This window comes from Metallococcus carri (genome assembly GCF_011440275.1).
Lineage (GTDB): Bacteria > Actinomycetota > Actinomycetes > Actinomycetales > Dermatophilaceae > Metallococcus > Metallococcus carri.
On sequence record NZ_JAAOIV010000003.1, the window covers coordinates 307,124 to 328,601 of the forward strand.

General features: G+C 69.6%; 24 protein-coding genes and 1 tRNA gene. 9 read left to right on the plus strand and 16 right to left on the minus strand.

Annotated elements, in window-relative coordinates; genetic code table 11:
• Window positions 1-24: 24 nt before the first annotated feature.
• Window positions 25-1,185, plus strand: coding sequence for an NADH-quinone oxidoreductase subunit D (locus G9U51_RS06140; RefSeq protein WP_166194717.1), 1,161 nt, complete (start codon window positions 25-27; stop codon window positions 1,183-1,185).
• Between the two features lie 93 nt (window positions 1,186-1,278).
• Complete coding sequence (locus G9U51_RS06145) at window positions 1,279-2,349, plus strand: class I SAM-dependent methyltransferase (RefSeq protein WP_166194720.1); 1,071 nt, start codon at window positions 1,279-1,281, stop codon at window positions 2,347-2,349.
• Here the strand turns inward: G9U51_RS06145 and G9U51_RS06150 are convergent.
• The 10 genes from G9U51_RS06150 to G9U51_RS06195 all read right to left on the minus strand — a co-directional run bounded on the left by G9U51_RS06150 (window position 2,343) and on the right by G9U51_RS06195 (window position 12,223).
• Window positions 2,343-2,831 carry a DUF3180 domain-containing protein gene (locus G9U51_RS06150; protein WP_166194723.1) on the minus strand — a complete coding sequence of 163 codons (489 nt, stop codon included), beginning with the start codon at window positions 2,829-2,831 and terminating at the stop codon, window positions 2,343-2,345. The two genes, G9U51_RS06145 and G9U51_RS06150, sit on opposite strands and share 7 nt — an antisense overlap.
• Window positions 2,828-3,709, minus strand: coding sequence for a 2-amino-4-hydroxy-6-hydroxymethyldihydropteridine diphosphokinase (folK, locus tag G9U51_RS06155; RefSeq protein ID WP_166194726.1), 882 nt, complete (start codon window positions 3,707-3,709; stop codon window positions 2,828-2,830). The genes G9U51_RS06150 and folK overlap by 4 nt, the downstream gene beginning before the upstream one ends.
• The gene (gene folP / locus G9U51_RS06160) at window positions 3,706-4,548 is read right to left on the minus strand and encodes a dihydropteroate synthase (protein ID WP_166194729.1); all 843 of its coding nucleotides are present in this window, start codon (window positions 4,546-4,548) and stop codon (window positions 3,706-3,708) included. The genes folK and folP overlap by 4 nt, the downstream gene beginning before the upstream one ends.
• A complete protein-coding gene (gene folE / locus G9U51_RS06165; protein WP_166194732.1) occupies window positions 4,545-5,132 on the minus strand; it encodes a GTP cyclohydrolase I FolE in 588 nt (195 codons plus the stop codon). The genes folP and folE overlap by 4 nt, the downstream gene beginning before the upstream one ends.
• Entirely contained in the window at window positions 5,110-7,143 is a 2,034-nt protein-coding gene (gene ftsH, locus G9U51_RS06170; protein ID WP_171715543.1) for an ATP-dependent zinc metalloprotease FtsH, read from the minus strand. Before ftsH ends, folE begins: the two co-directional genes overlap by 23 nt.
• A gap of 346 nt (window positions 7,144-7,489) precedes the next feature.
• On the minus strand, window positions 7,490-8,041 hold the full coding sequence (gene hpt, locus G9U51_RS06175) for a hypoxanthine phosphoribosyltransferase (protein ID WP_166194738.1): 552 nt from the start codon (window positions 8,039-8,041) through the stop codon (window positions 7,490-7,492).
• A gap of 4 nt (window positions 8,042-8,045) precedes the next feature.
• Window positions 8,046-9,011 carry a tRNA lysidine(34) synthetase TilS gene (gene tilS / locus G9U51_RS06180; protein WP_166194741.1) on the minus strand — a complete coding sequence of 322 codons (966 nt, stop codon included), beginning with the start codon at window positions 9,009-9,011 and terminating at the stop codon, window positions 8,046-8,048.
• Entirely contained in the window at window positions 9,011-10,057 is a 1,047-nt protein-coding gene (locus G9U51_RS06185; protein WP_166194744.1) for a zinc-dependent metalloprotease, read from the minus strand. Before G9U51_RS06185 ends, tilS begins: the two co-directional genes overlap by 1 nt.
• Before the next feature lie 22 nt (window positions 10,058-10,079).
• Window positions 10,080-11,486 carry a D-alanyl-D-alanine carboxypeptidase/D-alanyl-D-alanine endopeptidase gene (gene dacB / locus G9U51_RS06190; protein WP_166194747.1) on the minus strand — a complete coding sequence of 469 codons (1,407 nt, stop codon included), beginning with the start codon at window positions 11,484-11,486 and terminating at the stop codon, window positions 10,080-10,082.
• Between the two features lie 68 nt (window positions 11,487-11,554).
• A complete protein-coding gene (locus G9U51_RS06195) occupies window positions 11,555-12,223 on the minus strand; it encodes a GntR family transcriptional regulator (RefSeq protein WP_328823351.1) in 669 nt (222 codons plus the stop codon).
• A gap of 75 nt (window positions 12,224-12,298) precedes the next feature.
• Between G9U51_RS06195 and G9U51_RS17305 the strand changes: the two genes are divergently transcribed.
• From G9U51_RS17305 to G9U51_RS06215, 3 genes are all read left to right on the plus strand, one after another.
• Complete coding sequence (locus tag G9U51_RS17305) at window positions 12,299-13,897, plus strand: isochorismatase family protein (RefSeq protein ID WP_235945556.1); 1,599 nt, start codon at window positions 12,299-12,301, stop codon at window positions 13,895-13,897.
• The gene (locus G9U51_RS06210) at window positions 13,894-14,838 is read left to right on the plus strand and encodes a pirin family protein (protein WP_166194750.1); all 945 of its coding nucleotides are present in this window, start codon (window positions 13,894-13,896) and stop codon (window positions 14,836-14,838) included. The genes G9U51_RS17305 and G9U51_RS06210 overlap by 4 nt, the downstream gene beginning before the upstream one ends.
• A 107-nt stretch (window positions 14,839-14,945) precedes the next feature.
• Complete coding sequence (locus G9U51_RS06215; RefSeq protein WP_166194753.1) at window positions 14,946-15,260, plus strand: GNAT family N-acetyltransferase; 315 nt, start codon at window positions 14,946-14,948, stop codon at window positions 15,258-15,260.
• Window positions 15,261-15,266: 6 nt separating this feature from the next.
• Here the strand turns inward: G9U51_RS06215 and G9U51_RS06220 are convergent, their stop codons facing one another.
• Window positions 15,267-16,583 carry an MFS transporter gene (locus G9U51_RS06220; protein ID WP_166194756.1) on the minus strand — a complete coding sequence of 439 codons (1,317 nt, stop codon included), beginning with the start codon at window positions 16,581-16,583 and terminating at the stop codon, window positions 15,267-15,269.
• Window positions 16,584-16,680: 97 nt separating this feature from the next.
• Here G9U51_RS06220 and G9U51_RS06225 point away from each other — a divergent pair, with 97 nt between their 5' ends.
• Entirely contained in the window at window positions 16,681-17,514 is an 834-nt protein-coding gene (locus G9U51_RS06225; RefSeq protein WP_166194759.1) for an alpha/beta fold hydrolase, read from the plus strand.
• Window positions 17,515-17,528: 14 nt separating this feature from the next.
• On the opposite strand, the gene G9U51_RS06230 is transcribed toward G9U51_RS06225, so the two are convergent.
• The gene (locus tag G9U51_RS06230) at window positions 17,529-17,738 is read right to left on the minus strand and encodes a hypothetical protein (RefSeq protein ID WP_166194762.1); all 210 of its coding nucleotides are present in this window, start codon (window positions 17,736-17,738) and stop codon (window positions 17,529-17,531) included.
• 122 nt (window positions 17,739-17,860) lie between these two features.
• Here G9U51_RS06230 and G9U51_RS06235 point away from each other — a divergent pair, with 122 nt between their 5' ends.
• Window positions 17,861-18,559 (plus strand): DUF429 domain-containing protein, encoded by a 699-nt coding sequence (locus tag G9U51_RS06235; RefSeq protein WP_166194767.1) that lies wholly within the window; start codon window positions 17,861-17,863, stop codon window positions 18,557-18,559.
• Window positions 18,560-18,771: 212 nt separating this feature from the next.
• On the opposite strand, the gene G9U51_RS06240 is transcribed toward G9U51_RS06235, so the two are convergent.
• Window positions 18,772-19,071, minus strand: a complete 300-nt coding sequence (locus G9U51_RS06240; RefSeq protein WP_166194772.1) for an ArsR/SmtB family transcription factor — start codon at window positions 19,069-19,071, stop codon at window positions 18,772-18,774.
• Between the two features lie 171 nt (window positions 19,072-19,242).
• Here G9U51_RS06240 and G9U51_RS06245 point away from each other — a divergent pair, with 171 nt between their 5' ends.
• Window positions 19,243-19,815: an MFS transporter gene (locus G9U51_RS06245; RefSeq protein WP_166194776.1), complete on the plus strand. Its 573-nt coding sequence runs from the start codon at window positions 19,243-19,245 to the stop codon at window positions 19,813-19,815.
• Window positions 19,812-20,579 carry an SDR family NAD(P)-dependent oxidoreductase gene (locus G9U51_RS06250; RefSeq protein WP_207948060.1) on the plus strand — a complete coding sequence of 256 codons (768 nt, stop codon included), beginning with the start codon at window positions 19,812-19,814 and terminating at the stop codon, window positions 20,577-20,579. The genes G9U51_RS06245 and G9U51_RS06250 overlap by 4 nt, the downstream gene beginning before the upstream one ends.
• A gap of 22 nt (window positions 20,580-20,601) precedes the next feature.
• Here G9U51_RS06250 and G9U51_RS06255 read toward each other — a convergent pair whose 3' ends face one another.
• The 3 genes from G9U51_RS06255 to G9U51_RS06265 all read right to left on the minus strand — a co-directional run bounded on the left by G9U51_RS06255 (window position 20,602) and on the right by G9U51_RS06265 (window position 21,440).
• A complete protein-coding gene (locus tag G9U51_RS06255; RefSeq protein ID WP_166194779.1) occupies window positions 20,602-20,847 on the minus strand; it encodes a DUF433 domain-containing protein in 246 nt (81 codons plus the stop codon).
• 173 nt (window positions 20,848-21,020) lie between these two features.
• On the minus strand, window positions 21,021-21,236 hold the full coding sequence (locus G9U51_RS06260; RefSeq protein ID WP_166194782.1) for a type II toxin-antitoxin system VapB family antitoxin: 216 nt from the start codon (window positions 21,234-21,236) through the stop codon (window positions 21,021-21,023).
• Window positions 21,237-21,363: 127 nt separating this feature from the next.
• A tRNA-Thr gene (locus G9U51_RS06265) sits at window positions 21,364-21,440 on the minus strand.
• Between the last annotated feature and the right edge of the window lie 38 nt (window positions 21,441-21,478).

The following is a 21,478-nucleotide window of genomic DNA, read 5'->3' on the forward strand; positions in this document are numbered from 1 at the left end:
TTCAGGGTACCTAGACTGGCCGCCATGTCAGCGCGCGAAGTCATGGTCGGCGTCGGCGCCGGCGGGCTGGCGAGCGCCGACATGGTGCTCAACATCGGGCCGCAGCATCCGGCCACCCACGGCGTCCTGCGGTTGCGAATCACCTTGGACGGTGAGCGAATTCGCCGCGCCGAGCCGATCGTCGGTTATATGCACCGGGGCGCGGAGAAGCTGTTCGAGGTGCGCGACTACCGGCAGATCATGGTGCTCGCCAACCGGCACGACTGGCTGTCGGCGTTCTCCAACGAGATCGGCGTCGCCCTGACGGTCGAGCGGATGCTCGGCATGGACGTGCCAGAGCGGGCGACCTGGACCCGCACCCTGCTCGCCGAACTCAACCGGGTGCTCAACCACCTGATGTTCCTCGGGTCCTACCCGCTCGAGCTCGGCGCGATCACCCCGATCTTCTACTCCTTCCGCGAGCGCGAGGAACTGCAGGCGGTCATGGAGGAGATCTCCGGTGGCCGGATGCATTACATGTTCAGCCGGGTCGGCGGCCTGCGCGACGACTTGCCCGCCGGCTGGCTCGGCCGGGTCGCCGCCTCGATCGCGGCGGTCCGCCGCCGGCTGCCCGATCTGGAGTCACTGCTGGTCGGCAACGAGATCTTGCGCGCGCGCACCCGAGGTGTCGGCGTGCTCTCTCCCGAGCTCATCGAGGCGTATGGCGTGTCCGGGCCGATCGCTCGCGCCAGCGGCGTGGACGTCGACCTGCGCCGCGATCGTCCCTATCTGGCGTATGCCGAGCTCTTCGCCCCGGGCGGCCCCGGCCGCGTCGTGGTGCGCTCGGCCGGTGACTGCCTCGCCCGGCTGGAGGTGCTGCTCGAGCAGGTGCACGTGAGCCTGGACCTGGCCCAGGCCTGCCTGGACCGGCTCGCCGCCCTGCCCGCTGGACCGGTCAACGTCAAGCTGCCCAAGGTGCTGAAGGTGCCGGAGGGCTGGGACTATGTCGCCACCGAGAATCCGTTGGGGTTCAACGGTTATTACCTGGTCTCGCGCGGCGACAAGACGCCGTGGCGGCTGAAGCTGCGCTCGGCGTCCTTCAACAATGTCGCGGTCCTCGGCGAGTTGCTGCCGGGCACCCTGATCGCCGACATGGTCGCGATCCTCGGCTCGATGTTCTTCGTCGTCGGCGATATCGACAAGTAGCGCCCGACGCGCGCGAGAACTCGAGGTCCGCTCGTCGAGCGTCCTGTCGGGAAATAATGAGCTGCGTCACAGCCTGCGATCAGGAGACTCGCCATGTCCGCTCGGACAGCATCCACGTCCCTCGCCAAACGCGCGCTGCGGTCCGCCCGTGGCCGCCTGATCCGTGGCAGCGACGCCCCCGCGAGCGCTCCGCATCCCTGGGTGCAGCCGATGCTCGATGTGACCCGTCCGCGCATGGAGCGGACCGCGTCGCTCGTCGTGGTCGCCGCCGGCGACTCGCCGATCGCGACCGCACTGATCGCCCACGGATACCAGGATGTCCGCGTCGTGGCCCCGGCCCGGCTGGCCGCGGTCGCCGCGGCGGCGCCGGATGACAGCATCAGCCTGGTCGTCACCGATCGGCCGCTCGACCTGACCGCCGAGCAGTGGGACGAGTTGATCCGCGCTGCGAGCGCGGTGGCCCAACCCGCGGGCGATTCGGCCGAGGCCTTGACCTCGCGCGGGATGACGAGCTGGGACACCGCGGGCACCTCGTCGCGGGTGGAGATCTTCCGCCGGATGGACCGGCAGAGCACGCTGCACGCGTTCTGGCGTCAGCCGGCGCCCGTCGGCAATGTCCCGCAGACCTATATCGCGCAGGTCGGGCGCAGCAAGGCCCTGCACGAGTTGATCAAGGACCTGCCCAAGGACGCGCGCATCCTCGAGGTCGGCTGCAATGTCGGCCGCAACCTGGCCTATCTGCACGACCAGGGCTACCACAACCTGCAAGGCATCGAGATCAACCAGCACGCGGTCGACCTGCTGCGCGAGACCTACCCGCAGCTGGCGGACGTGCCGATCCACGTCGGCCCGGCGGGCGAGCAACTGCCGCTGCTGCCGGACGACAGCCTCGACCTGGTCTTCACGATGGCGGTCATCGAGCACATCCACCCCGACGAGGCGCACATCTTCGATGAGATGGTGCGCACCTCCCGTGAGGTGCTGACCATCGAGCCCGACGGGCGGCTCACCCACCGGCAGTACCCGCACAATGTGCAGGAGATCTTCACCGGTCGCGGCCTGCGCCTGGTGCGGCAGGCGCGGATGTCACAGTTCCCCGAGTGGGGCGACGGTCGCTCCGGCATGCACGAGTTCGCGGCGCACCGCTTCACCCGGACTCAGTAGGTCCGCAGCGCGTCCGCGTCGTCGTCCTCGTCCTGGCCGTCCTCGTCGATCCGGCACCAGTGCTGGGTGAGCAGGCCGACGACCGACAGCGCGATCGCCGCCAGCGCGGCGACGCCGGAGACGAGCAGCATCGACCGGGCATGGTCGGAGTCCAGATGACGGGCGTCGACCGCCGCGTGTCCGGCATACCAACCAGCCATGATCGCGCCGACCCACGCGCAGGCCTGCCCGGCGACCAGGGTGCGGCGGGCGAGCTGCGGTGAGGGAATGCGCACCGACTCGTGCCGGCGATAGGCGCGGATCTGCCAGCCGCCGGCGAGCATCACCGCGGCCATCAGCACGAGCACGGCCACGGCAAACCACGACACATCCGGCATCGGGTGACCCCACGAGGTCCACAGCCGCAGGCCGCCGAAGGACAGCACGAAGGCGATCAGCCCGCCGAGCACGACGTGCTTGATCGCGACCCCGGTGTTTTTCATCGCCTCGCCTCCCGCACGCCATCGGTCCCGAGCTGCTCGAGTATGCCGACCACCGGGCGCACCTGGCCGTCCACGTCGCTCGCGTGCGCGCCGGGGTCGACGCGTGACCAGGGCTGCAGCACGAAGGCCCGCTCGGTCGCGCGCGGGTGGGGCAGCTGGAGGTCGCCGTCGACGGTCCACTCGGTGCCCTCGGCAGGATCGCCGAGCTGGATCAGGTCGAGGTCGAGTGTCCTTGCGCCCCAACGGATTTCGCGCTCGCGGCGGAAGTAGGACTCGATCCGGTGCAGGTGTCGCAACAGCGTCCATGGCGCCAGCCGGGTGCGGCCGACGAGGACGGTGTTGAGATAGTCCGGCTGCTCCGGGCCGCCGACCGGATCGGTCTCGACAAAGGGCGCGACGCCGATGATCGTCAGGCCGTCGACCTGGCCGAGCAGGCGGACCGCCGCCTCGATGGTGGCCTGCCGGTCACCGAGATTGGCCCCGGCCGCGATGACCACGGGGCGGTCCTGCGCCCGGTGCACCGTCACCGACGGGCCGCCGAGCGCCGCGTCGTGGAAGGGCACGCCGGCCGGGGCCTGTGGCTTGCGGATGGTGACCGTGGCGGCCTCGACCTCGCGGCGCTGCAGGCACATGGTGGCGATGCGCTCGGCGAGGTTCTCGATCAGGTCGACGGGTGCGCCGCGCAGGATCGCCTCCGCGGCCTGGGCGATCTCGGCATAGCTCACCGACCGCTGCAGGTCGTCGGTGGCGCCGGCCGGTTGCAGGTCGAGCTCGAGGTCGATATCGGCGAGGAACCGCTGGGGCGAGGTCTTCTCCTCGGGCAGCACGCCGTGGCAGGTGGTCACCTCCAGCCCGGTGATGCCGATGTGATCGCTCATCCGCGCCCCGCCTCTCGCACCCGGGCGATCACATCACAGGCCGCCCGGGTCGAGTGCACTTCGTGCACCCGGATGCCCCAGACCTCCGCCTGGGCAAGCAACACACTCACCGCCGCGGTGGCCGCGTCGCGCTGGTCGGCCGGCACCACCGATCCGTCGACCGAACCGACCGTGCCGAGGAAGGACTTGCGCGAGGCGCCGACCAGCAGGGGCTGGCCCAAGGCGGTGAAGGTGTCGATGGCGCCGAGCAGCGTCCAGTTCTGGGCGGCGGTCTTGGCGAAGCCGAGTCCCGGGTCCAGCACCAACTGGTCGGCAGCGATCCCGGCGGCCAACAGCGCGTCCCGACGGGACGCGAGCTCCCGGCATACGTCCTGGACGACATCGTCGTAGTGGGTGCGCGACTGCATGTCCTTGCTGTGGCCGCGCCAGTGCATCGCGACGAAGGGCACACCGGCGGCGGCGACCGTGGCCGCCATCGCCTCATCGGCCAGGCCACCGCTCACATCGTTGACGATCGCGGCACCGGCCTCCAGCGCGGCGGTCGCGACCTGCGCGCGCATCGTGTCGACCGAGACGACCGCGCCGAGAGCGGCCAGCCCGCGCACGACGGGGACGACCCGATCGATCTCCTCCTGCGGGGCCGGGCGGGACGCACCGGGGCGGGTGGATTCGCCGCCGATGTCGAGCAGGTCGGCGCCCTCCTGCAGCAGGGCGAGCCCGTGCTCGATGGCGGATGCCGGGTCCAGCCAGCGCCCGCCATCGGAGAAGGAATCCGGCGTGACATTGACGACGCCCATGACGAGCGGCCGATCCCCCGGTCGCTGCGGCAAGCGGCTCATGCGTGCCGTCGGCCGATCATCAAGCTGGTGGTCTCGGCGCGGGTGGCCGGGTCGCGCAGCTGGCCGCGGACCGCTGAGGTCACGGTGGTCGCGCCGGGTTTGCGCACGCCGCGCATCGACATGCACAGGTGCTCGCACTCCACGACGACCAGCACGCCCTGCGCCCGCAGGTGGGTGACCAGAGCGTCGGCGATCTGGGTGGTGAGCCGTTCTTGCACCTGCGGCCGCTTGGCGAAGACGTCCACGAGGCGGGCGATCTTGGACAGCCCGGTGACCCGGCCGTCGCGGGCCGGGATGTAGGCGACATGGGCCACGCCGTGGAAGGGCACCAGGTGGTGCTCGCAGGTGGAGTACAGCTCGATGTCCTTGACGATCACCAGCTCGTCGTGATCAACGTCGAAGGTGCGGTTGAGCACGTCGGCGGGCTCTTGATGCATCCCGGCGAACATCTCGGCATACGCCCGGGCGACGCGGCCCGGGGTGTCGACCAGTCCCTCGCGCTCGGGGTCTTCGCCCAGGGCGACCAGCAGCTCGCGGACCGCGGCGGTCGCCCGCTCCAGATCAACGGCCGGGTGGGTCGACATACCCGCCGTCCGGGATCTCGATGGTCGCCTCGGGCGGGTGCACCTCGGCCTGCTGCTTCTTGTCCAGCTTGTCCAGGTCGACGCCATTGGCGACGGCACGCTTCTCGGCCGGGGTGAGCACCGGCGGGCGGTCGCTCACGAACCGGCGGTCGCTCGACAGCCACACCTGACGACGCGGCCGCTTGCGCACCACCGAGAACATCTCGGCGAGCTGCTCGGCGTTGAGCGTTTCCTTCTCGAGCAGTTCGAGCACGAGGTTGTCGAGCACATCGCGGTTGTCGTTGAGCGCCTGCCAGGCCTCGTCGTGCGCGGCCTCGATCAGGCGGCGCACCTCCTCGTCGACGACGCCGGCGAGGGTCTCGGAGTAGTCGCGCTCGTGGCCCATGTCGCGGCCGAGGAAGACCTCGGAGTTGCCCTGGCCGAGCTTCACCGCGCCGACGCGCTCGCTCATGCCGTATTGGGTGACCATCTGCCGGGCCAGGCCGGTCGCCTTCTCGATGTCGTTGGCCGCACCGGTCGACGGGTCGTGGAAGACGATCTCCTCGGCGACCCGCCCGCCGAGGGCGTAGGCGAGCTGGTCGAGCAGCTCGTTGCGGGTGGTGGAGTATTTGTCATCCACCGGCAGCACCATGGTGTAACCGAGGGCGCGGCCGCGGGGCAGGATGGTGATCTTGCTGACCGGGTCGGTGTAGTTGAGCGCCGCGGCGACCAGGGCGTGCCCGCCCTCGTGGTATGCCGTGATCTTGCGCTCCTTGGCGCTCATCACCCGGGTCCGCTTCTGCGGGCCGGCCATGACGCGGTCGATCGCCTCGTCCAGGGCCCGGTTGTCGATGATCTGCGCCCCGGAGCGAGCGGTCAGCAGGGCGGCCTCGTTGAGCACATTGGCCAGGTCGGCACCGGAGAAGCCCGGGGTGCGGCGGGCGACGGCGAGCAGGTCGATGTCGTTGGCCATCGGCTTGCCCTTGGCGTGCACCTGCAGGATGTGGTGACGGCCGGCCATGTCCGGGGCCTCGACTGCGACCTGACGGTCGAACCGGCCGGGGCGCAGGAGTGCCGGGTCGAGGATGTCGGGGCGGTTGGTCGCCGCGATCAGGATGACATTGGTCTTGACGTCGAAGCCGTCCATCTCGACCAGCAACTGGTTGAGGGTCTGCTCGCGCTCGTCGTGACCGCCGCCGAGGCCGGCGCCGCGGTGGCGGCCGACGGCGTCGATCTCGTCGACGAAGATGATCGCGGGCGCATTGGCCTTGGCCTGCTCGAACAGGTCGCGCACGCGGCTGGCGCCGACACCGACGAACATCTCGACGAAGTCCGAGCCGGAGATGGAGTAGAACGGCACGCCGGCCTCACCGGCCACCGCGCGGGCGAGCAGGGTCTTGCCGGTGCCGGGCGGCCCGTAGAGCAGCACGCCCTTGGGGATCTTGGCGCCCACGTCGAGGAACTTCTTGGGCTGGGTGAGGAACTCGGTGATCTCGTGGAGTTCCTCGACCGCCTCGTCGGCGCCGGCCACGTCGGCGAAGGTCACCTTGGGCATGTCCTTGGTGAGCAGCTTGGCCTTGGACTTGCCGAACTGCATGACCCGCGAGCCGCCGCCTTGCATCTGGGACAGAATCAGCCAGAAGACGCCCAGCACCAGCAGCAGCGGCAGCACGGTGAACAGCAGCGAGACGAAGATGTTCTGTTTGGCCGGGTCGTCGGTGAAGCCATCACGCGGCGGGTTCTTGGTGAGCAGGTCGACCATCTGCGCGCCACGGGCGGAGACGTAGTTGGCCTGGACCTTGTCGACGCCCTTGTTGCCCGCGACATCCTGCTTGTCCTTCAGCGTCAGGTTGATCGTGTCGGGCGTGAGCTTGGCGGAGGCGACCTTGTCCTGGGCGATCAACTGCTGCGCGACCGAGGTGTCGACCTGCTGGTAGCCGCCGACATTGCCGAAGGAGAACCACATGAAGACGAACATCACGGCGACGAAGATCCACAGTGCGGGGCTGCGGACGAGGCGTTTGGCGTTCATGTATGTGCGGGGCACGAAGGCCCCGATCCTCCTGCTCGGGCGTGATGCGTCAGGCTTCGCCGACGCTACACCGGGGTTGGCGGGCGTCGGCCATCGAGCCATTCTCGCAAACTGAACGCACCGCCTCGAAGCGGTGTTCCATTTCGGGACGTCGTATGCCGGGCGGGCGAGCTGGCGAGCCCCGCGCGGGTGCCCGTGAGCGAGCCTGCGAGTCAGGAGTAGACGTGAGCCGGGCGCGGGGGTGACGATGCCGGGCGGGCGAGCCTGCGAGCCCGGTCCGGAGGAGGAACCGCCGCCAAAGGAATGGCGGCCGGCTCACGGGTATTCGTGAGGGAGCGCTAGCGACCTACGAATACACGTGAGCCGCCAGCCTTCCGATGTCGCGCAGGTTGCGGAAGCGCTCGTCGTAGTCGAGGCCGTAGCCGACGACGAACTCGTTGGGGATGTCGAAGCCGACGTATTTGCAGTCGATCTGCACCTTGGCGGCCTCGGGCTTGCGCAGCAGGGTGCAGATCTCGAGCGACGCGGGGTTGCGCGAGAGCAGGTTGGAGCGGATCCAGTTGAGCGTGAGCCCGGAGTCGATGATGTCTTCGACGATGAGCACGTCACGACCGGTGATGTCGGTGTCGAGGTCCTTGAGGATGCGCACCACGCCGGAGGATTTGGTGCCCGAGCCATAGGACGACACCGCCATCCAGTCCATCGGCACGCTGCCGGGCAGTGCGCGCATCAGGTCGGCCATCACCAGGATCGCGCCCTTGAGCACGCCGACGAGCAGCACGTCCTTGCCCTCGTAGTCGCGCCAGATGTCCTGGGCCAGTTCGTCCAGCCGCGCGTGGATCTGGGCTTCGGTGAACAGGACGTGGTCGAGGTCGTCGCCCATGTGCGAGGAGTCCATGGGGCTATTCAAGCCGACGCGGGCGGCTCACCGTGATCTGACCGTCGGTGCGCGCGACGCGCAGGCCGCCGGCCACGTCGATCGCCCCTTGGCCGCGCCACCGGGTGATCAGTTCGTCCAGCCAGCCCACCTGGGTGGAGGAGACATCCATCGTCGTGGCACCGCAGCGGTTCATCAGCAGCCGCCATGCCCGGGTGCGGACGGGCCGCGGCAGGGCGGCGAGCTCGTCGACCGGCCACGGCGGTGCACCGAGCCGGTCGGCCGCGTCGGCCGCGAGTTCGTCGAGCAGGTCGGCGTCCTCGCGCGCCAGCGCGGCGGTGCGCGCAAGACCGGAGACAAGCCCCGGGCCGAGCAGACTTTCCAACTCCCCCAACGCTTTTCGCACCCGCACCCGGCGGTATGCCGGGTCCTCGTTGTGCGGGTCGTCCCACGGCTGCAACCCGAGGTGGAGACAAGCTTCGCGGGTCTGCGCCCGGGTGACCGACAAGAAAGGGCGACGCAGCACGCCCGGCCCGGCGGCCGCCATACCGGAGAGGGACCGTATGCCGGACCCGCGCGCCATCGCGAGCAACACGGACTCGGCCTGGTCGTCGCGGGTGTGACCGAGCAGCACGAGCGCATCGTCGTGAGCGGCGGACGCCGCGTGCAGCGCGTCGTAACGCGCTGACCGGGCGGCCGCCTCCGGACCACCGGCGCCACCGACGCTGACCCGGGACACAGTCACCGGCGCTAAGCCGAGCGAACGGCATTGTGCCGCAGCGGTTTCGGCGATTTCGGCGGAGTCGTTCTGCAATCCGTGGTCCACCACGACCGCTCCGGCGACGACACCTGCACGCGGCGCCTCGAAGGCCACCGCTGCCGCGAGCGCCAGCGAGTCCGCACCTCCCGAGCACGCCACCAACACCGGATGATCGAGCAGCGGGCGCACCGCGACCCGGGTGGCGGCGACGGCGGGGTGCGGCCCGGCCATCAGCCGTGCACGCGCTCGATCCAGGCGAGCGGCGCCTCGATCTCCCGGGCGGTCGGCAGCGTCTGCGGGGAGGTCCACACCGCGTTGAACCCCTCGACACCGACGCGGTCCTGCACGGTCCGGCAGAACTTCGCGCCGTCGCGGTATTGCCGCATCTTGGCCTCCATGCCGAGCAGTCGGCGCAGCAGCCGGTCGACCGCACCGGCACCCTGCCGGCGCTTGTCGAAGCGGCGGCGGATCTCCTCGACGGTCGGCACGATCTGCGGGCCGACGTCGTCCATCACGACATCGGCGTGGCCTTCGAGCAGGGACATGACGGCGGTCACATTGGCGAGCTGTTCGCGCTGCTCCGGGGTGGTGACGAGGTCGGCAAGGCCGGTGCCCCCCTCGCGCAGCGCCTCGGGCAGCCGGCCGAGGATCTCCTGCAGCCGTTGGGGCAGTTCGTCCGGCTCGGGCACCAGGTCGACCATCAGCGTGCGCACCCGCTGCACGAGGTGTTCGCGCAGCCAGGGCACCGCGGTGAACTGCACCCGGTGGGTCTCCTCGTGCAGGCACACCCACAGCCGGAAGTCGGCCGGGTCGACCTTCAATTGGCGTTCTGCCGCAACGATATTCGGCGCGACGAGCAGCAGGCTCGGCTGACCGTCGGGCGCCAGGTCGTATTGCCCCAGCACCTTGGTCGACACCCACCCCATCACCGCACCGGCCTCGGCCCCGGAGACCTTGGCGCTCACTGCGCGGGCGGCGGCACCGGCCTTGCGCTTGGCGGTCATCTTGTCGACGACCGGGTCGAGCAGAGCCGACATGGACGCGACGTTGACGTCGATCCAGTGGGCCCGGTCGACCACATGCACCGGGCTGTCGGGTCGGCCGCTGGTGTCGAGCTGGGCGGTTGTTGCCACGGGATCGTGGGCCCGGCGCGCGGCATCGCGCAGGTCCTCGACGGTCGCGTGCGCCTCACCGAGGGAGACCTTGGGCCCGTCCGGCAACAGCCGTCGGGCGGTGCGGCTCGCGAGCTCCCAGTCGACATACTTCTCATCGGCCATGGGCACCACCGTATGCCGTCGCTCAGCTGCAGCCGCAGGACTGCAGCGCCGCAACCGTCCGGTCGAGGTAGGCGCGCAGGTCCCACTGGCTCGCGTTCGACGCGCTGTTGAGCACCATCACGAAGACGAGCACCCGCCCGCTGCGGTCGACCACGGTGCCGGCGAGCGAGGCCACCCCGGGCAGCGAGCCGGTCTTGGCGCGCACCTCCCCCGCGGGCAACAGGATCCGGTCATGGAGCGTGCCATTCCAGCCGCCGACCGCGAGCCGCGACAGCAATTCGGCGTATGCCGGGTCTTTGCCGGTGGTCCCGGTGACGAGCAGGTCACCGATCAGCCGGGCCGGGATCGTCGTGCCCGGCGACAGCCCGCTGGCGTCGGAGAGCTTCACCCCGGTGGTGTCGAAGCCCGCGGTCTTAAGGGTGTTGAGCACCCAGCCGGTGACCGATGCGCTGTCGCCCTTGACGCCGGCCTTGAACGCCGCCTGCCGGGTGAGCGATTCGATCATCGCGTTGTCGCTGTCCTGCAGGGCCAGTCCGACGAGGTCGGCGATCGGCGCAGAGTGCACGGCACCGAGCACGGTCGCGTCCTTGCCGGCGGTCGCGCTGCCGCCGACTTTGGCCGTAATCCCTTGTGCCGCAAGGGCTTTCACCAAGGCATTCGCCACGCTGCGGTTGGGGTCGGCCACCGCCGGTGTCGGAGGACGCTCGCGCTCGGTGGCCAGACCGAGCTCGGCAATGCGCGCGGTGAACCCCAGCTGCAGGTAGTCCGGCGCCCAGCCAGGTGCAGTCAGCGGGCCGGGAGCGTAGGACGTGTCGAGGTCGAGGGTGACCGCGGTGCTGCCCTGGCGTTTCAGCGCGGCGGCGATCTGGGCGGCGAGGTCGGCAACCCCGGCATGGCCGGCGATGGCGTTGGGATCACCCTTGCCCGGCGCGAGCACCGTGTCGCCGCCGGCGACCAGGGTGATGCGCCCCGGCGATCCGGCGACCACCTTGGTGGTGAGCGTCTGCTCCAGCGGCAGCGTCTTGGCGATCGCCCACGACGAAACGAGCTTGGTGATCGATGCAGGCGTCCACGCCGCGGAACCGTTGCGGTCCAACAGCATTGACCCGGTCTGGCCGTCCCGCACGACGAGGGCCGTCTTGGCCGGCAAGCCCTTGGCCGCCAGCGCCGACTTCACCTGGGCGACGACCTTCGCCGGCACCGGCACCGCGCCGGCCGCCGCCGGCGCGATCGACGGAGCGTCGGCCGGTCCCGGCGGCGCCACACTCGGGCCGGCTGTGGTGCTGCCGGGGGGCGGCACCGGCTGTTGCGGGGCGTCGGCGGTGGTGAGGATGCCGGGCACGACGTCGTAGGCGTCGAGCACCCCATACCCACCGACGGCGAGGACGACCGCGGTCGCGGCAGCGCCGACGACGCGAGCTCGCGGCATACATCCTCCCCCGCACGATGACCGGCCAGATTCGACGGGCAGGTTACCCCGGCGGGCTGGACCGGCTCTCAGCCGAACTCGACCGAGCCCAGCAGGATCTGCGCCGTCCGGTCGTAGTGCGCGCGCAGCAACTCGACCGCCAGGTCGGCGTCGTGAGCGAGCGCCGCGTCGAGGATCGCGCGGTGTTCGGCCGCCTCGTCGCGGCCGGGCGCGCGGACCTGGGACAGGCGGCGGTAGAACTCCGAAGCGTCGCGCAGGGTCGCCGCCACCGAGCGCAGCCACGGACCCGCGCCACCCTCGAGCAAGGCGGCATGAAAGGCCGCGTGGGCGGTCTCCCACTCGTCCGACATCCGCGGTGGCCCTTCGGCGGCAACGATCGGGGTCGCGGCGAGCACGTGGTGGGCGGCGAGCAACCGGGCCTCCCAGTGCGCGTCGCCCTCGGCGATCGAGCGGCGCAGCGCGAGCGATTCGATCTCGATGCGGGTGCGGGTGAGGTCGAGCAAGTCTTCGGTCGACACCGTCCGCACCCGGAAGCCGACATTGGGCTCGGCCTCGACCAGACCCTGTTCGGCGAGGCGGCTGAGCGCCTCGCGCACCACCGAGACACTCGCGCCATAGCGCTCGCACAGCGGCGCGAACTTCAGCCGCTCGCCCGGCCGGAAGATGCCACCGAGCACGTCGCCGCGCAGCCCGTCATACACGCTGGCGGCGCTCGCCCGCAGCTTGCTCACTGTCACGAGGCCTCACCCTACCGAGACCAACATTCGAACATTGGCTTGATTGGTGACTGATCCCCTGACACGGTGTGCGGCATGAAGCTCGCCAACCTGCGCGGCCGCGCCGCCATCGTCACCGCGCCCGACCGAGCCGTCGATCTGCACCAGGCCAGCGACGGCCGGTTCGGCCCCGACCTCGCCGGCGTCTACGACCAGTGGGCCGAGGTGGTCGCCTGGGCCCAGGGCGCCAAGCTGGCCGAGGGCACGGCATACCGCACCGACGAGCTCGGGCCGCCCTCACCTGCGCCCCGGCAGATCCTCGGCATCGGGCTCAACTACGGCGCGCACGCGGCCGAGTCCGGCTTCGAGCCGCCGGAGCACCTGCCACCGGTCTTCCCAAAGTTCCTGAGCAGCCTGACCGGGCCGGTCGGCGAGGTCACGCTGCCCGACGGTGGCCACACCGACTGGGAGGTCGAGCTCGTCGTGGTCATCGGCAAGCAGGCACACCAGGTGAGCGCGGACCACGCCTGGGACTATGTCGCCGGGCTCACCGGCGGTCAGGATCTGTCCGAACGGATCGGCCAATTGCGTGGTCCCGCAGCGCAATTCGGCCTCGCCAAGTCTCACCCCGGGTTCGCGCCGACCGGCCCGGTCGTGGTCACCCCGGACGAGTTCGCCGACCGCGACGACGTCGCGCTCACCTGCGTGCTCGACGGTGAGACCGTGCAGGACGGCCGCACCTCCCGCCTGCTCTTCCCGGTGGCCAAGCTCATCGAAGGCCTCACCCAGGTCATCACGCTCTATCCCGGCGACCTGATCTTCACCGGCACACCGGACGGCGTCGGCATGGGCCGCGAACCGCAGCGTTATCTGCAGCCGGGCCAGACCTTGACCTCGACCGTCGAGGGAGTCGGCAGCCTGGAGCAACGACTGGTCGCACCCACCAAGGGTGAACCCCATTGCTCGCCAGGTGCGCCGGATGGCACCGTTGAGCGAGCACCGTCCCGTCCCCGTCCGAGAGGTATGCCGATGGCCAAGACCGAGCAAGAGCCCGTCCGCGACCAGGCCACCGACCACCTGCTGAACCCCGCCAACTGCGTGCTCGCGCTGATCGACTACCAGCCCGAGCAGTACCACACCATCACCTCGACCTCCCGCGACCGCATCGACCTCAATGTCATCGCGCTCTGCAAGCTGGCGACGGCATACGACGTCCCGGTCGTCCTGTCGACGGTCGGCGTCGACCTCGGTGTCAACGAGGGCACCGCGCAGGTGATCCGCGACGAGTTGCCCGGGGTGCAGGAGATCGACCGCACCGGGGTGAACGCCTGGGAGGACGCGGATTTCCGCGCCGCGATCGAGGGCAGCGGCCGCAAGAAGGTCGTGATCGCCGGGCTGTGGACCGAGGTCTGTCTCACCTTCCCGACGCTGGACATGCTCGCCGAGGGGTATGACGTGTATCCCGTCGCCGACGCGGTCGGCGGCATCAGCACCACCTCGCACGAGCGGGCGCTCGAGCGGATGGTCGCGGCCGGCGCGCAGCCGATCACCGCGATCTCCTTCGGCGCGGAGCTGATGCGCAACTGGGCGCGCACCGACGCCGACAACCTGCGCACGGTGATGAACTGGTATTTCCCCAAGAAGCAGCAGCTGGACCAGGCCGAGGGCGTCCAGTTCGACAACTCCGGCTCATGACCGACGCGGTGCAGGTGCTGGCCCCGCGGACCGTGCCGCTGGGCGGCATACGCTCGCTCGAGGTGCGGCGCACCCTGCCGCACAAGGACCGATCGTTCGTCGGTGCCTGGTGTTTCGCCGACCACTACGGACCGACCCAGGTGATCGACGCCGCCCGTGACGGCATGGACGTGCCGCCGCATCCGCACACCGGGCTGCAGACGGTGTCGTGGCTCTTCGAGGGCGCGATCGAGCATCGCGACTCCGCCGGGGTGCACGCCTTCGTGCGCCCGGGCGAGATGAACCTGATGACCGGCGGCCACGGCATCGCTCACTCCGAGGTGTCCACGCCGGACACCCAGCGGCTGCACGGCGTGCAGTTGTGGGTGGCGCTGCCGGAGTCCGATCGCGAGCAATTGCGCGACTTCCAGCATCACGCGCCGCAGGAGGTTTCGCTGCCCGGTGATGCCGGCACCGCGCTGGTCTTCCTCGGCGACCTCGCTGGCGTCGGCAGTTCGCCGGTGCGCACCTTCACCCCGCTGCTCGGGGCCGAACTGCGGCTCGCGGCGGGCGCCACGCTGGAGTTGGACGTGCGCACCGATTTCGAGCACGCCGTCCTCGTCGACAGTGGCGAGGTGACCCTCGAAGGCTCGCCGCTCAGCCGGGGAGACCTCGGCTGCGTCGACCCGGGCTCTGCGACGCTGCACCTGAGCGCCGGCGACGAGCCCGCGCGCGTGGTGCTGCTCGGCGGCGAACCCTTCGAGGAGGAGATCGTCATGTGGTGGAATTTCGTGGGCCGCAGCCACGAGGAGATCGTCGCCGCCCGCGAGGAGTATGAGCGCGGCAGCGACCGCTTCGGCCAGGTCCCGGGGTATGCCGGGGCCGTCGATCGCATCCCCGCCCCGCCGATCCCACCGATCCGTCTGCGCCCCCGCAACCGGCTGGGGCGTATCGGCGGGTGACGATCAAGCGAATGAACTGCCGAGCCTGCGAGGCAGATCAGAGCGATGAGGAACCCGCCAAAAGGAACCCGGCGGGTGACTGAGAAACAGACCACGAGAGGAACACGATGAGCGACGTTGAGACCCGCAACAACCCTGACGAGAAGCGGTACGAGGCGCTGGTGGACGGCGAGGTCGCCGGCTTCGCGCAGTACCAGCTGACCGACCAGCTGATCGTCTTCACCCACACCGAAGTCGACCCGAAGTTCGAGGGTCAGGGCATCGGGTCCAAGCTCGCCCGGTTCGCGCTGGACGATGTGCGCGACAACCAGAGCCAGCGCAAGGTGCTGCCGATCTGCCCGTTCATCAAGGGCTGGATCGGGCACCACCCGGAGTATGTCGAGCTGGTCTACGGCGCCCCGAAGTCGACCGCGAAGGACTGACCGGGTTCAGGCCACCCGTCGGCTGACGCGCCGGCGCAGGTGGTCCGGGGTGTCCTCGTCGGTGTCGATCATGGTCCGCACCCGTCGGCGCCAGCGGATGATCTGCACGACCCCGATCGCCCAGACGAGATATTGCACGCACCACGCAGCTCGGAAGCTGTCGACGGTGTAGGTCGCCGGGCCACCGGGTGCCACCTGGTCGAGCACTACCCCGATCAGCAGCACCGTGCACAGCGCGGCGAAGAAGCCGCCGACATTGACGATGCCGGTGGCCGACCCGAGGCGCGCGGGCGGGTTGAAGGTGCGGGCCAGGTCGAAGCCGACCATCGAGCCCGGCCCACCGACGGCGGTCACCGCGACCAGCACGACCAGCAGCCACAGCGGGGCACGGCCCGGCCAGGCGAGCACCGCGGTCCAGACGGTCACCATCGCGGCGACCGTGCCGAGCACGAGGCTGGAGCGTGAGTAGGGATAGCGCGTCACGAAGACGCCATAAAACGGGCTCGCCACGATGCTCGCGACCACCATCAAGGTCAGCAGCAGGCTGGCCGTGTCGGCCGAAAGCCCTTGTCCCCTGGTCAAATACGGGTAGCCCCACATGATCGCGAAGACGTTGGTGCTGAACTGCGCGGTGAAATGACTCCACAGCCCGAGCTGGGTCCCGGGGTGGCGCCAGGCCACTCGCACGGCACGCGCCACGCCCCGGATCTGCACCTGCGCCCGGTGCGGGTCGGCATACGGACTGTCGCGCACGACGAGGACCAGCACGACCCCGAGCACGACCCCGAGGCCGGACGCGAGCAGGAAGGAGTGCTCCCAGCCGAGGTGTTTGAGCGCGGCGGCGAGCGGACCCGCGGCGGCGATCGCACCGAGCTGGCCGACCCAGCCGGTCACCTGGGTGACGATCGGGGTGCGCGCGGGCGGGAACCACAGTGCCACCAGCCGCAGGACCGAGACGAAGACCATCGCATCGCCCATGCCCACGAAGACGCGCGCGAGAATGCCGGCGCCGAAGCTATGCGCGAAGGCGAAACCGGCCTGCGCGGCGCTCATCAAAGCCGCGCCGGTGACGAGCATGACCCGTGAGCCGAATTGGTCGAGCAGCGCACCGACCGGCACCTGCATCGCGGCGTAGACGAGTAGTTGGACCACTGCGAAGGTCGCGAGCTGGGCCGCGCTGATCTGGAACCGGTCGGCCGCGAGCAGTCCGGCGACGCCGAGGGAGGTGCGGTGGAAGACCGCGAGCACGTAGACGGCGATGGCGCTCGCCCAGACCACCCAGGCCCGGCGACCGCCGAGCGGATACCGCAACTCCGATCCCATAGCTCCACTATTTTCTCACGGCGGAAACGGTGCTCCGGACCACGGAAGGGGTGATACCGACCACGGCGGGCGCGCGGCATACGTCAGGCTGGTGCCCATGCAGACCTACAGCAACGGGGATCTCACCTTCGACGTCACCGACAGCGGACCGGAGGGCGGGGACCTCGTGGTGCTGCTGCACGGCTTCCCGCAGGACCGGCGGTGCTGGGACCTGGTGCGCCCGCGGCTCAACGACGCCGGGCTGCGCACCATCGCACCCGACCAGCGCGGCTACTCCCCCGGTGCGATGCCGAAGGGGCGGTCCAACTACCGCATGTCCCAGCTCGTCCGCGATGTTGTCGCACTCATCGACGCAGCCGGCCACGAGCGTGCCCACATCGTCGGACACGACTGGGGCGGCGCGGTTGCGTGGGGCGTTGCTGGGATGCGACCGGACCGGGTTGCGTCGGTGACGGTCTGCTCGACGCCGCACCCGAGCGCGATGGTCTGGGCGATGCGGCACGGTGACCAGGCGCGCCGCAGCCGCTACATGCTGGGCTTCCAGGTGCCGGTGATCGCCGAACGGCAGGTCGCGCGCAGTCTGCCGAAGCTCTTCTCCCGCACCGGTCTGCCGGAGGTTTTCGCAAGGCAGTATGCCGACCGGTTCGCCTCGCCGTCTTCCCTCACCGGTCCGCTCAACTGGTATCGCGCGATGGCGTCGTTGTCGTTCCTGCGCAACACCTCCTCGCCGGAGAGCGCAGGCGCCACGATCACCGTGCCGACGACCTATGTGTGGGGTGCGCGTGATTTCGCGCTCGGCCGGGACGCGGCGGAGCGGACTGCGTCGTATGTCGGCCCGGACTACCGCTTCGTGGAACTGGACGCCGGGCACTGGATCCCCGAGACGCACGCGACCGAGGTGGCGGACGCGGTGCTCGGGCGGGCGTTGTAGGGCCGCCCGGCAGGCTACTTCTTGCGGCCGCGCCGCTTGTCGTCGCGCAGCAGCACTGGCTCGCCGAAGGGCTCCTGCGGGCCGCGCTTCTGGTCGCGGACGCGCCCGATCAGCACCGTCACCATGAACAGCACGGCGAAGCCGACCACAATGAGCACGAACAGTCGGCCCATCCCAATCGGGTGGTCGGGCTGGTCCAGCTTGGCGGCGAGTGCGGCGATCACGGGAGCCATTGTGCGCGGCGAGTCTGTGGACGCCGACCCCGGCATACCAACTCAGGGTTCGGATCGACACTGGTCACAGCCAGCGTGACCCCTCTCGCTGGCGCATGAATCATGATGTAGACGTGCCGGAATCCACCCCCTCGCCGCGCGTGCTTGGCGTCGACGCCTGCACAAAGGGGTGGGTGGGCGCGTCCAGCGATGTGCGGGTGTATTTCGGGGTGACCATCGACAAGCTCGTAGCCACTGCCGAAGCTGACGGTCCTCCGTTGGCGGTGGTGGCGATCGACATTCCCATCGGGCTGCCGACGTCGGGCCCGCGCGAGGCGGACCGGCTGGCGAGGTCGCTGGTCGGGAAGCGTTGGCAATCGGTCTTCGGGACGCCCATCAGGGCTGCCCTGGAGGCAGCTACTCACGCTGAGGCGACCGCCCTCTCCTTGGCCGCTACCGGCAAAGGCATCTCACAGCAGGCGCACCGGCTTGGCCCTAAAATCCTCGAGGTTGACACGTGGACCCGGGCGACCGACCGGACGGTGATCGAAGCGCATCCCGAGGTGTCGTTCGCGACCATCGCGGGTCACCCATTGGAGCACCCGAAGTCGACCTGGTCCGGAGCCCAAGAACGACTGGCGCTACTCGCCGCCGTCGGCATCGTTCTCCCCGCGGATGTCGGGGAGGCCGGAGCGATGGCCGCGGTCGATGATGTGCTCGACGCAGCCGTCGTCTCCTGGACAGCCGCCCGATACGCGTCCGGCACTGCGGTGTCGTATCCAACCACCCCCGAGACCATTGGCGACGAGCCTTGCGCGGTGATCTGGGCGTGACCTGATCGACCTCGGAGGGCGGCAACCCCGGCATACGGCAAACCCGCGCTTCCTGAACTCGATCACGGCAGCCAGGCCGCCAATGACGGCGATGGACGGGTTCAGGCGTTTCTCCTGGGTGGCCGAGAATTAGATGCCTCATACGGTAGCGACGCTCCGCGGATCGTCCCGCGCATACACGCCCGCTTCGTGCGTGAGCATCCGACTGGGATTCAGCCGAGAGCCAGGAGCGAGGCGAGCAGCCCGGGGTGCCGGGCGTTGACGGCATCCGCGTTGACACCCACCCAGCGGTGGGCGCCGTCGGGGCGCGAGTAGGCGAGCCCACTCTCCCGCAGCACCCGGAGGTGGCGCGACAGGGTCGACTGGGGCAGGTCGAGTGCCTCGGCGAGCGGAGAGCAGGTGAGCTCGCCAGCGTCAGCGACGAGACGCAGGATTCGGATCCGGACAGGGTCGGCGAGTGCTCGCATGATCGCCGCGAGCTCGTCAGCGTTGTCCGTGTGCATGGTGTCCATGACCAGTACTTCCATCTGTCGTCATCAGTTCATTGACCGCGCTCTCGAGAGATTCTACACTTCCGGAAATATGGAAATGCCAAGGTCTTCAACCGTGGCAATGCCGATCCCGACCGACGGTTCGCGTCCACGGTCTTCCTGGCCTCGACTGCGGTGACGACGAGCTTCTTCATGCTGGCGGTGCACTTCCAGCAAGTGCTGAACTGGAACGAGTTGCAGACCTCGCTGGGTTTCGTGCCAATCGGCGCGGCTCTGTTCGCCGCCAGCCTGCTGACGAGCCGCGTGGTGAAGCGCCTCCCGGGCATCCCGCCCTGGGGCCTCCCGGCGGGCACGGCGCTCACCGCCGTCGGTCTCTGGCTGGTCGGCACCGGGATCGCGGTCGACGACTACGTCGTCCTGCTGCCAGGGCTGCTCGTCCTGCCGTGCGGTGCGGCCGTGATGTTCGCCGCCTCCACCGTCGTTGGCATGGCCGACGTGGACGGTACGACGGCCGGACGCGCCGGCGGCCTTCTCAACGCTGTGATGGAAGCCGGCCCCACGTTCGGTCTGGCCGCGATCACTTCGCTCGCGACCGCAATCACCTACGCCCGCACGGCGGCGCCCAGTGCCGCCGACACGTCCGACGGCTTCGCCTCAGCCCTGCACCTCAGCGGCGCGGCATACCTCGCCGTCGCACTGATCCTCGCCGTCCTCGTCCCTTCCGCTCGGTTGGGACGTCGCAACCAGATGGGATATCTCGCATGAGCATCACCTATGACTTCGCCGACCGTGTAGTCCTGGTCACCGGCGCCGGATCGGGCATCGGCCGGGCCACCGCCCGGGCCTTCGCCGCAGCCGGCGCGACTGCGGTCGTCACCGGGCGCAGCAAGGAGGCCCTCGATGAGACGGTCGAGGTCATCAGGGCCGCCGGCGGCAGCGCTGCCGCAATCGCGGTCGACGTGACCGACGAGGGCCAGGTCGAGGCACTGGTCGAGGAGGTCGTGCGCACCCACGGCCGCCTGGACGTCGCACACAACAACGCCGGTGTGTTCCCCGCGCCGCGCCCGCTCGGCGACCTGGACACCAGCACCTGGGAGGACACCGTGGCGGTCAACCTGACCGGCGTCTTCCACGCGCTGCGGGCTGAAGTTACGGTCATGAGGCCCCGCGGCCACGGCGTCATCGTCAACACTGCATCGAACATCGGCGCGCACGGCCGGAGGCCCGGCGTAGCGGCGTACGCGGCGAGCAAGGCGGCCGTGTCCGCACTCACCGCGGTCGCGGCGCTTGACCACATCGGTGACGGCATCCGGATCAACGCCGTGAGCCCCGGCGCCACTGCCACCCAAATGTCGCTGCGACCGGGCGAGACTGAGGAGGACCGCGCTCAACGGCTCGCCGCGGTGGTGCCCATCGGTCGAGTCGGACAGGTGGACGAGATCGTCAACGCAGTCCTGTGGCTCGCCTCGGACGAGTCCTCTTTCGTTGTCGGCCAGGACATCGTGATTGACGGCGGGGTCACCGCCTAATTCGCGCCGAGTTTGGTGGAGGCTAATGACCCGGAAGGTCGGCATTCCCCAGCTGGGCCGTGTGCCCACCCACGGTTACAGCGCCATACTCCAAGGCAGCCAGAAGGTCGTCGCGTTCCAGATCCTCGTAGTCGCCCAGGATCTCCTCGAACGTCATGCCCGAGGACAGCAACTCCAGCAGCATCTGCACCGGGTAGCGCAGCCCACGCACGACCGGCTGCCCATGGCAGATGTCTGGGTCAGAGGTGATGCGGTCCAAGCGACTCACCCTGCCATCGTAACCGGGCAGTTCTACGTCCAGACCGCAATCACACCCGTCGCAGGGGTCACGACGACGGCGCGACGTTCTCGTGCTGCAGGTCAGTCACTTGGGCAATGTGGTGACGGCCGGGTCCCTGGCGGTGAGCCTGGCCCACGCCGAGTTGTCGACGAGATGGTCGGTCAGTCGGCCGCTGGCTGCGGCGTAACCACGGGCGCGTCGATCTCGGCAGGCACATCAGCTAGCTCCGCGATGCCCTCGACCATCGCGGCCTTCTGCTTGGACGCAATCAGCCGGCGCAGCGCCAGATCCAAGACTGCCCGGTTCGACCGCTCGCCGGTCAGCGCTCGAGCCCGCTTCAACAACTCAGCGTCCAGATGGACACTGGTCACAGCCATCGTCGGCCCCTCTCACTGGTGTATGAATCACGATATAGGCGTGCCGGAACCCACCCCATCGCCGGCGAGGAGGCTGGTTTTCAACGCCGGCATACGGAAAACGCCCGCCGAGACCGGCGGGCGCTGATGGAGCCGCTTGTCGGAATCGAACCGACGACCTATTCATTACGAGTGAATCGCTCTGGCCAACTGAGCTAAAGCGGCAGGCCCCACCTGCGGCGGAGCGGCACCGAGTATACGCA

What these genes read in the sequence shown, in the direction of transcription:
- G9U51_RS06140 (WP_166194717.1), top strand. Translation starts at nt 25, where the DNA reads ATGTCAGCGCGCGAAGTCATGGTCGGCGTCGGCGCCGGCGGGCTGGCG.
- G9U51_RS06145 (WP_166194720.1), top strand. Translation starts at nt 1,279, where the DNA reads ATGTCCGCTCGGACAGCATCCACGTCCCTCGCCAAACGCGCGCTGCGG.
- G9U51_RS06150 (WP_166194723.1), bottom strand. Translation starts at nt 2,831, where the DNA reads ATGAAAAACACCGGGGTCGCGATCAAGCACGTCGTGCTCGGCGGGCTG.
- folK (WP_166194726.1), bottom strand. Translation starts at nt 3,709, where the DNA reads ATGAGCGATCACATCGGCATCACCGGGCTGGAGGTGACCACCTGCCAC.
- folP (WP_166194729.1), bottom strand. Translation starts at nt 4,548, where the DNA reads ATGAGCCGCTTGCCGCAGCGACCGGGGGATCGGCCGCTCGTCATGGGC.
- folE (WP_166194732.1), bottom strand. Translation starts at nt 5,132, where the DNA reads ATGTCGACCCACCCGGCCGTTGATCTGGAGCGGGCGACCGCCGCGGTC.
- ftsH (WP_171715543.1), bottom strand. Translation starts at nt 7,143, where the DNA reads ATGAACGCCAAACGCCTCGTCCGCAGCCCCGCACTGTGGATCTTCGTC.
- hpt (WP_166194738.1), bottom strand. Translation starts at nt 8,041, where the DNA reads ATGGACTCCTCGCACATGGGCGACGACCTCGACCACGTCCTGTTCACC.
- tilS (WP_166194741.1), bottom strand. Translation starts at nt 9,011, where the DNA reads ATGGCCGGGCCGCACCCCGCCGTCGCCGCCACCCGGGTCGCGGTGCGC.
- G9U51_RS06185 (WP_166194744.1), bottom strand. Translation starts at nt 10,057, where the DNA reads ATGGCCGATGAGAAGTATGTCGACTGGGAGCTCGCGAGCCGCACCGCC.
- dacB (WP_166194747.1), bottom strand. Translation starts at nt 11,486, where the DNA reads ATGCCGCGAGCTCGCGTCGTCGGCGCTGCCGCGACCGCGGTCGTCCTC.
- G9U51_RS17305 (WP_235945556.1), top strand. Translation starts at nt 12,299, where the DNA reads ATGAAGCTCGCCAACCTGCGCGGCCGCGCCGCCATCGTCACCGCGCCC.
- G9U51_RS06210 (WP_166194750.1), top strand. Translation starts at nt 13,894, where the DNA reads ATGACCGACGCGGTGCAGGTGCTGGCCCCGCGGACCGTGCCGCTGGGC.
- G9U51_RS06215 (WP_166194753.1), top strand. Translation starts at nt 14,946, where the DNA reads ATGAGCGACGTTGAGACCCGCAACAACCCTGACGAGAAGCGGTACGAG.
- G9U51_RS06220 (WP_166194756.1), bottom strand. Translation starts at nt 16,583, where the DNA reads ATGGGATCGGAGTTGCGGTATCCGCTCGGCGGTCGCCGGGCCTGGGTG.
- G9U51_RS06225 (WP_166194759.1), top strand. Translation starts at nt 16,681, where the DNA reads ATGCAGACCTACAGCAACGGGGATCTCACCTTCGACGTCACCGACAGC.
- G9U51_RS06240 (WP_166194772.1), bottom strand. Translation starts at nt 19,071, where the DNA reads ATGGACACCATGCACACGGACAACGCTGACGAGCTCGCGGCGATCATG.
- G9U51_RS06245 (WP_166194776.1), top strand. Translation starts at nt 19,243, where the DNA reads ATGCTGGCGGTGCACTTCCAGCAAGTGCTGAACTGGAACGAGTTGCAG.
- G9U51_RS06250 (WP_207948060.1), top strand. Translation starts at nt 19,812, where the DNA reads ATGAGCATCACCTATGACTTCGCCGACCGTGTAGTCCTGGTCACCGGC.
- G9U51_RS06260 (WP_166194782.1), bottom strand. Translation starts at nt 21,236, where the DNA reads ATGGCTGTGACCAGTGTCCATCTGGACGCTGAGTTGTTGAAGCGGGCT.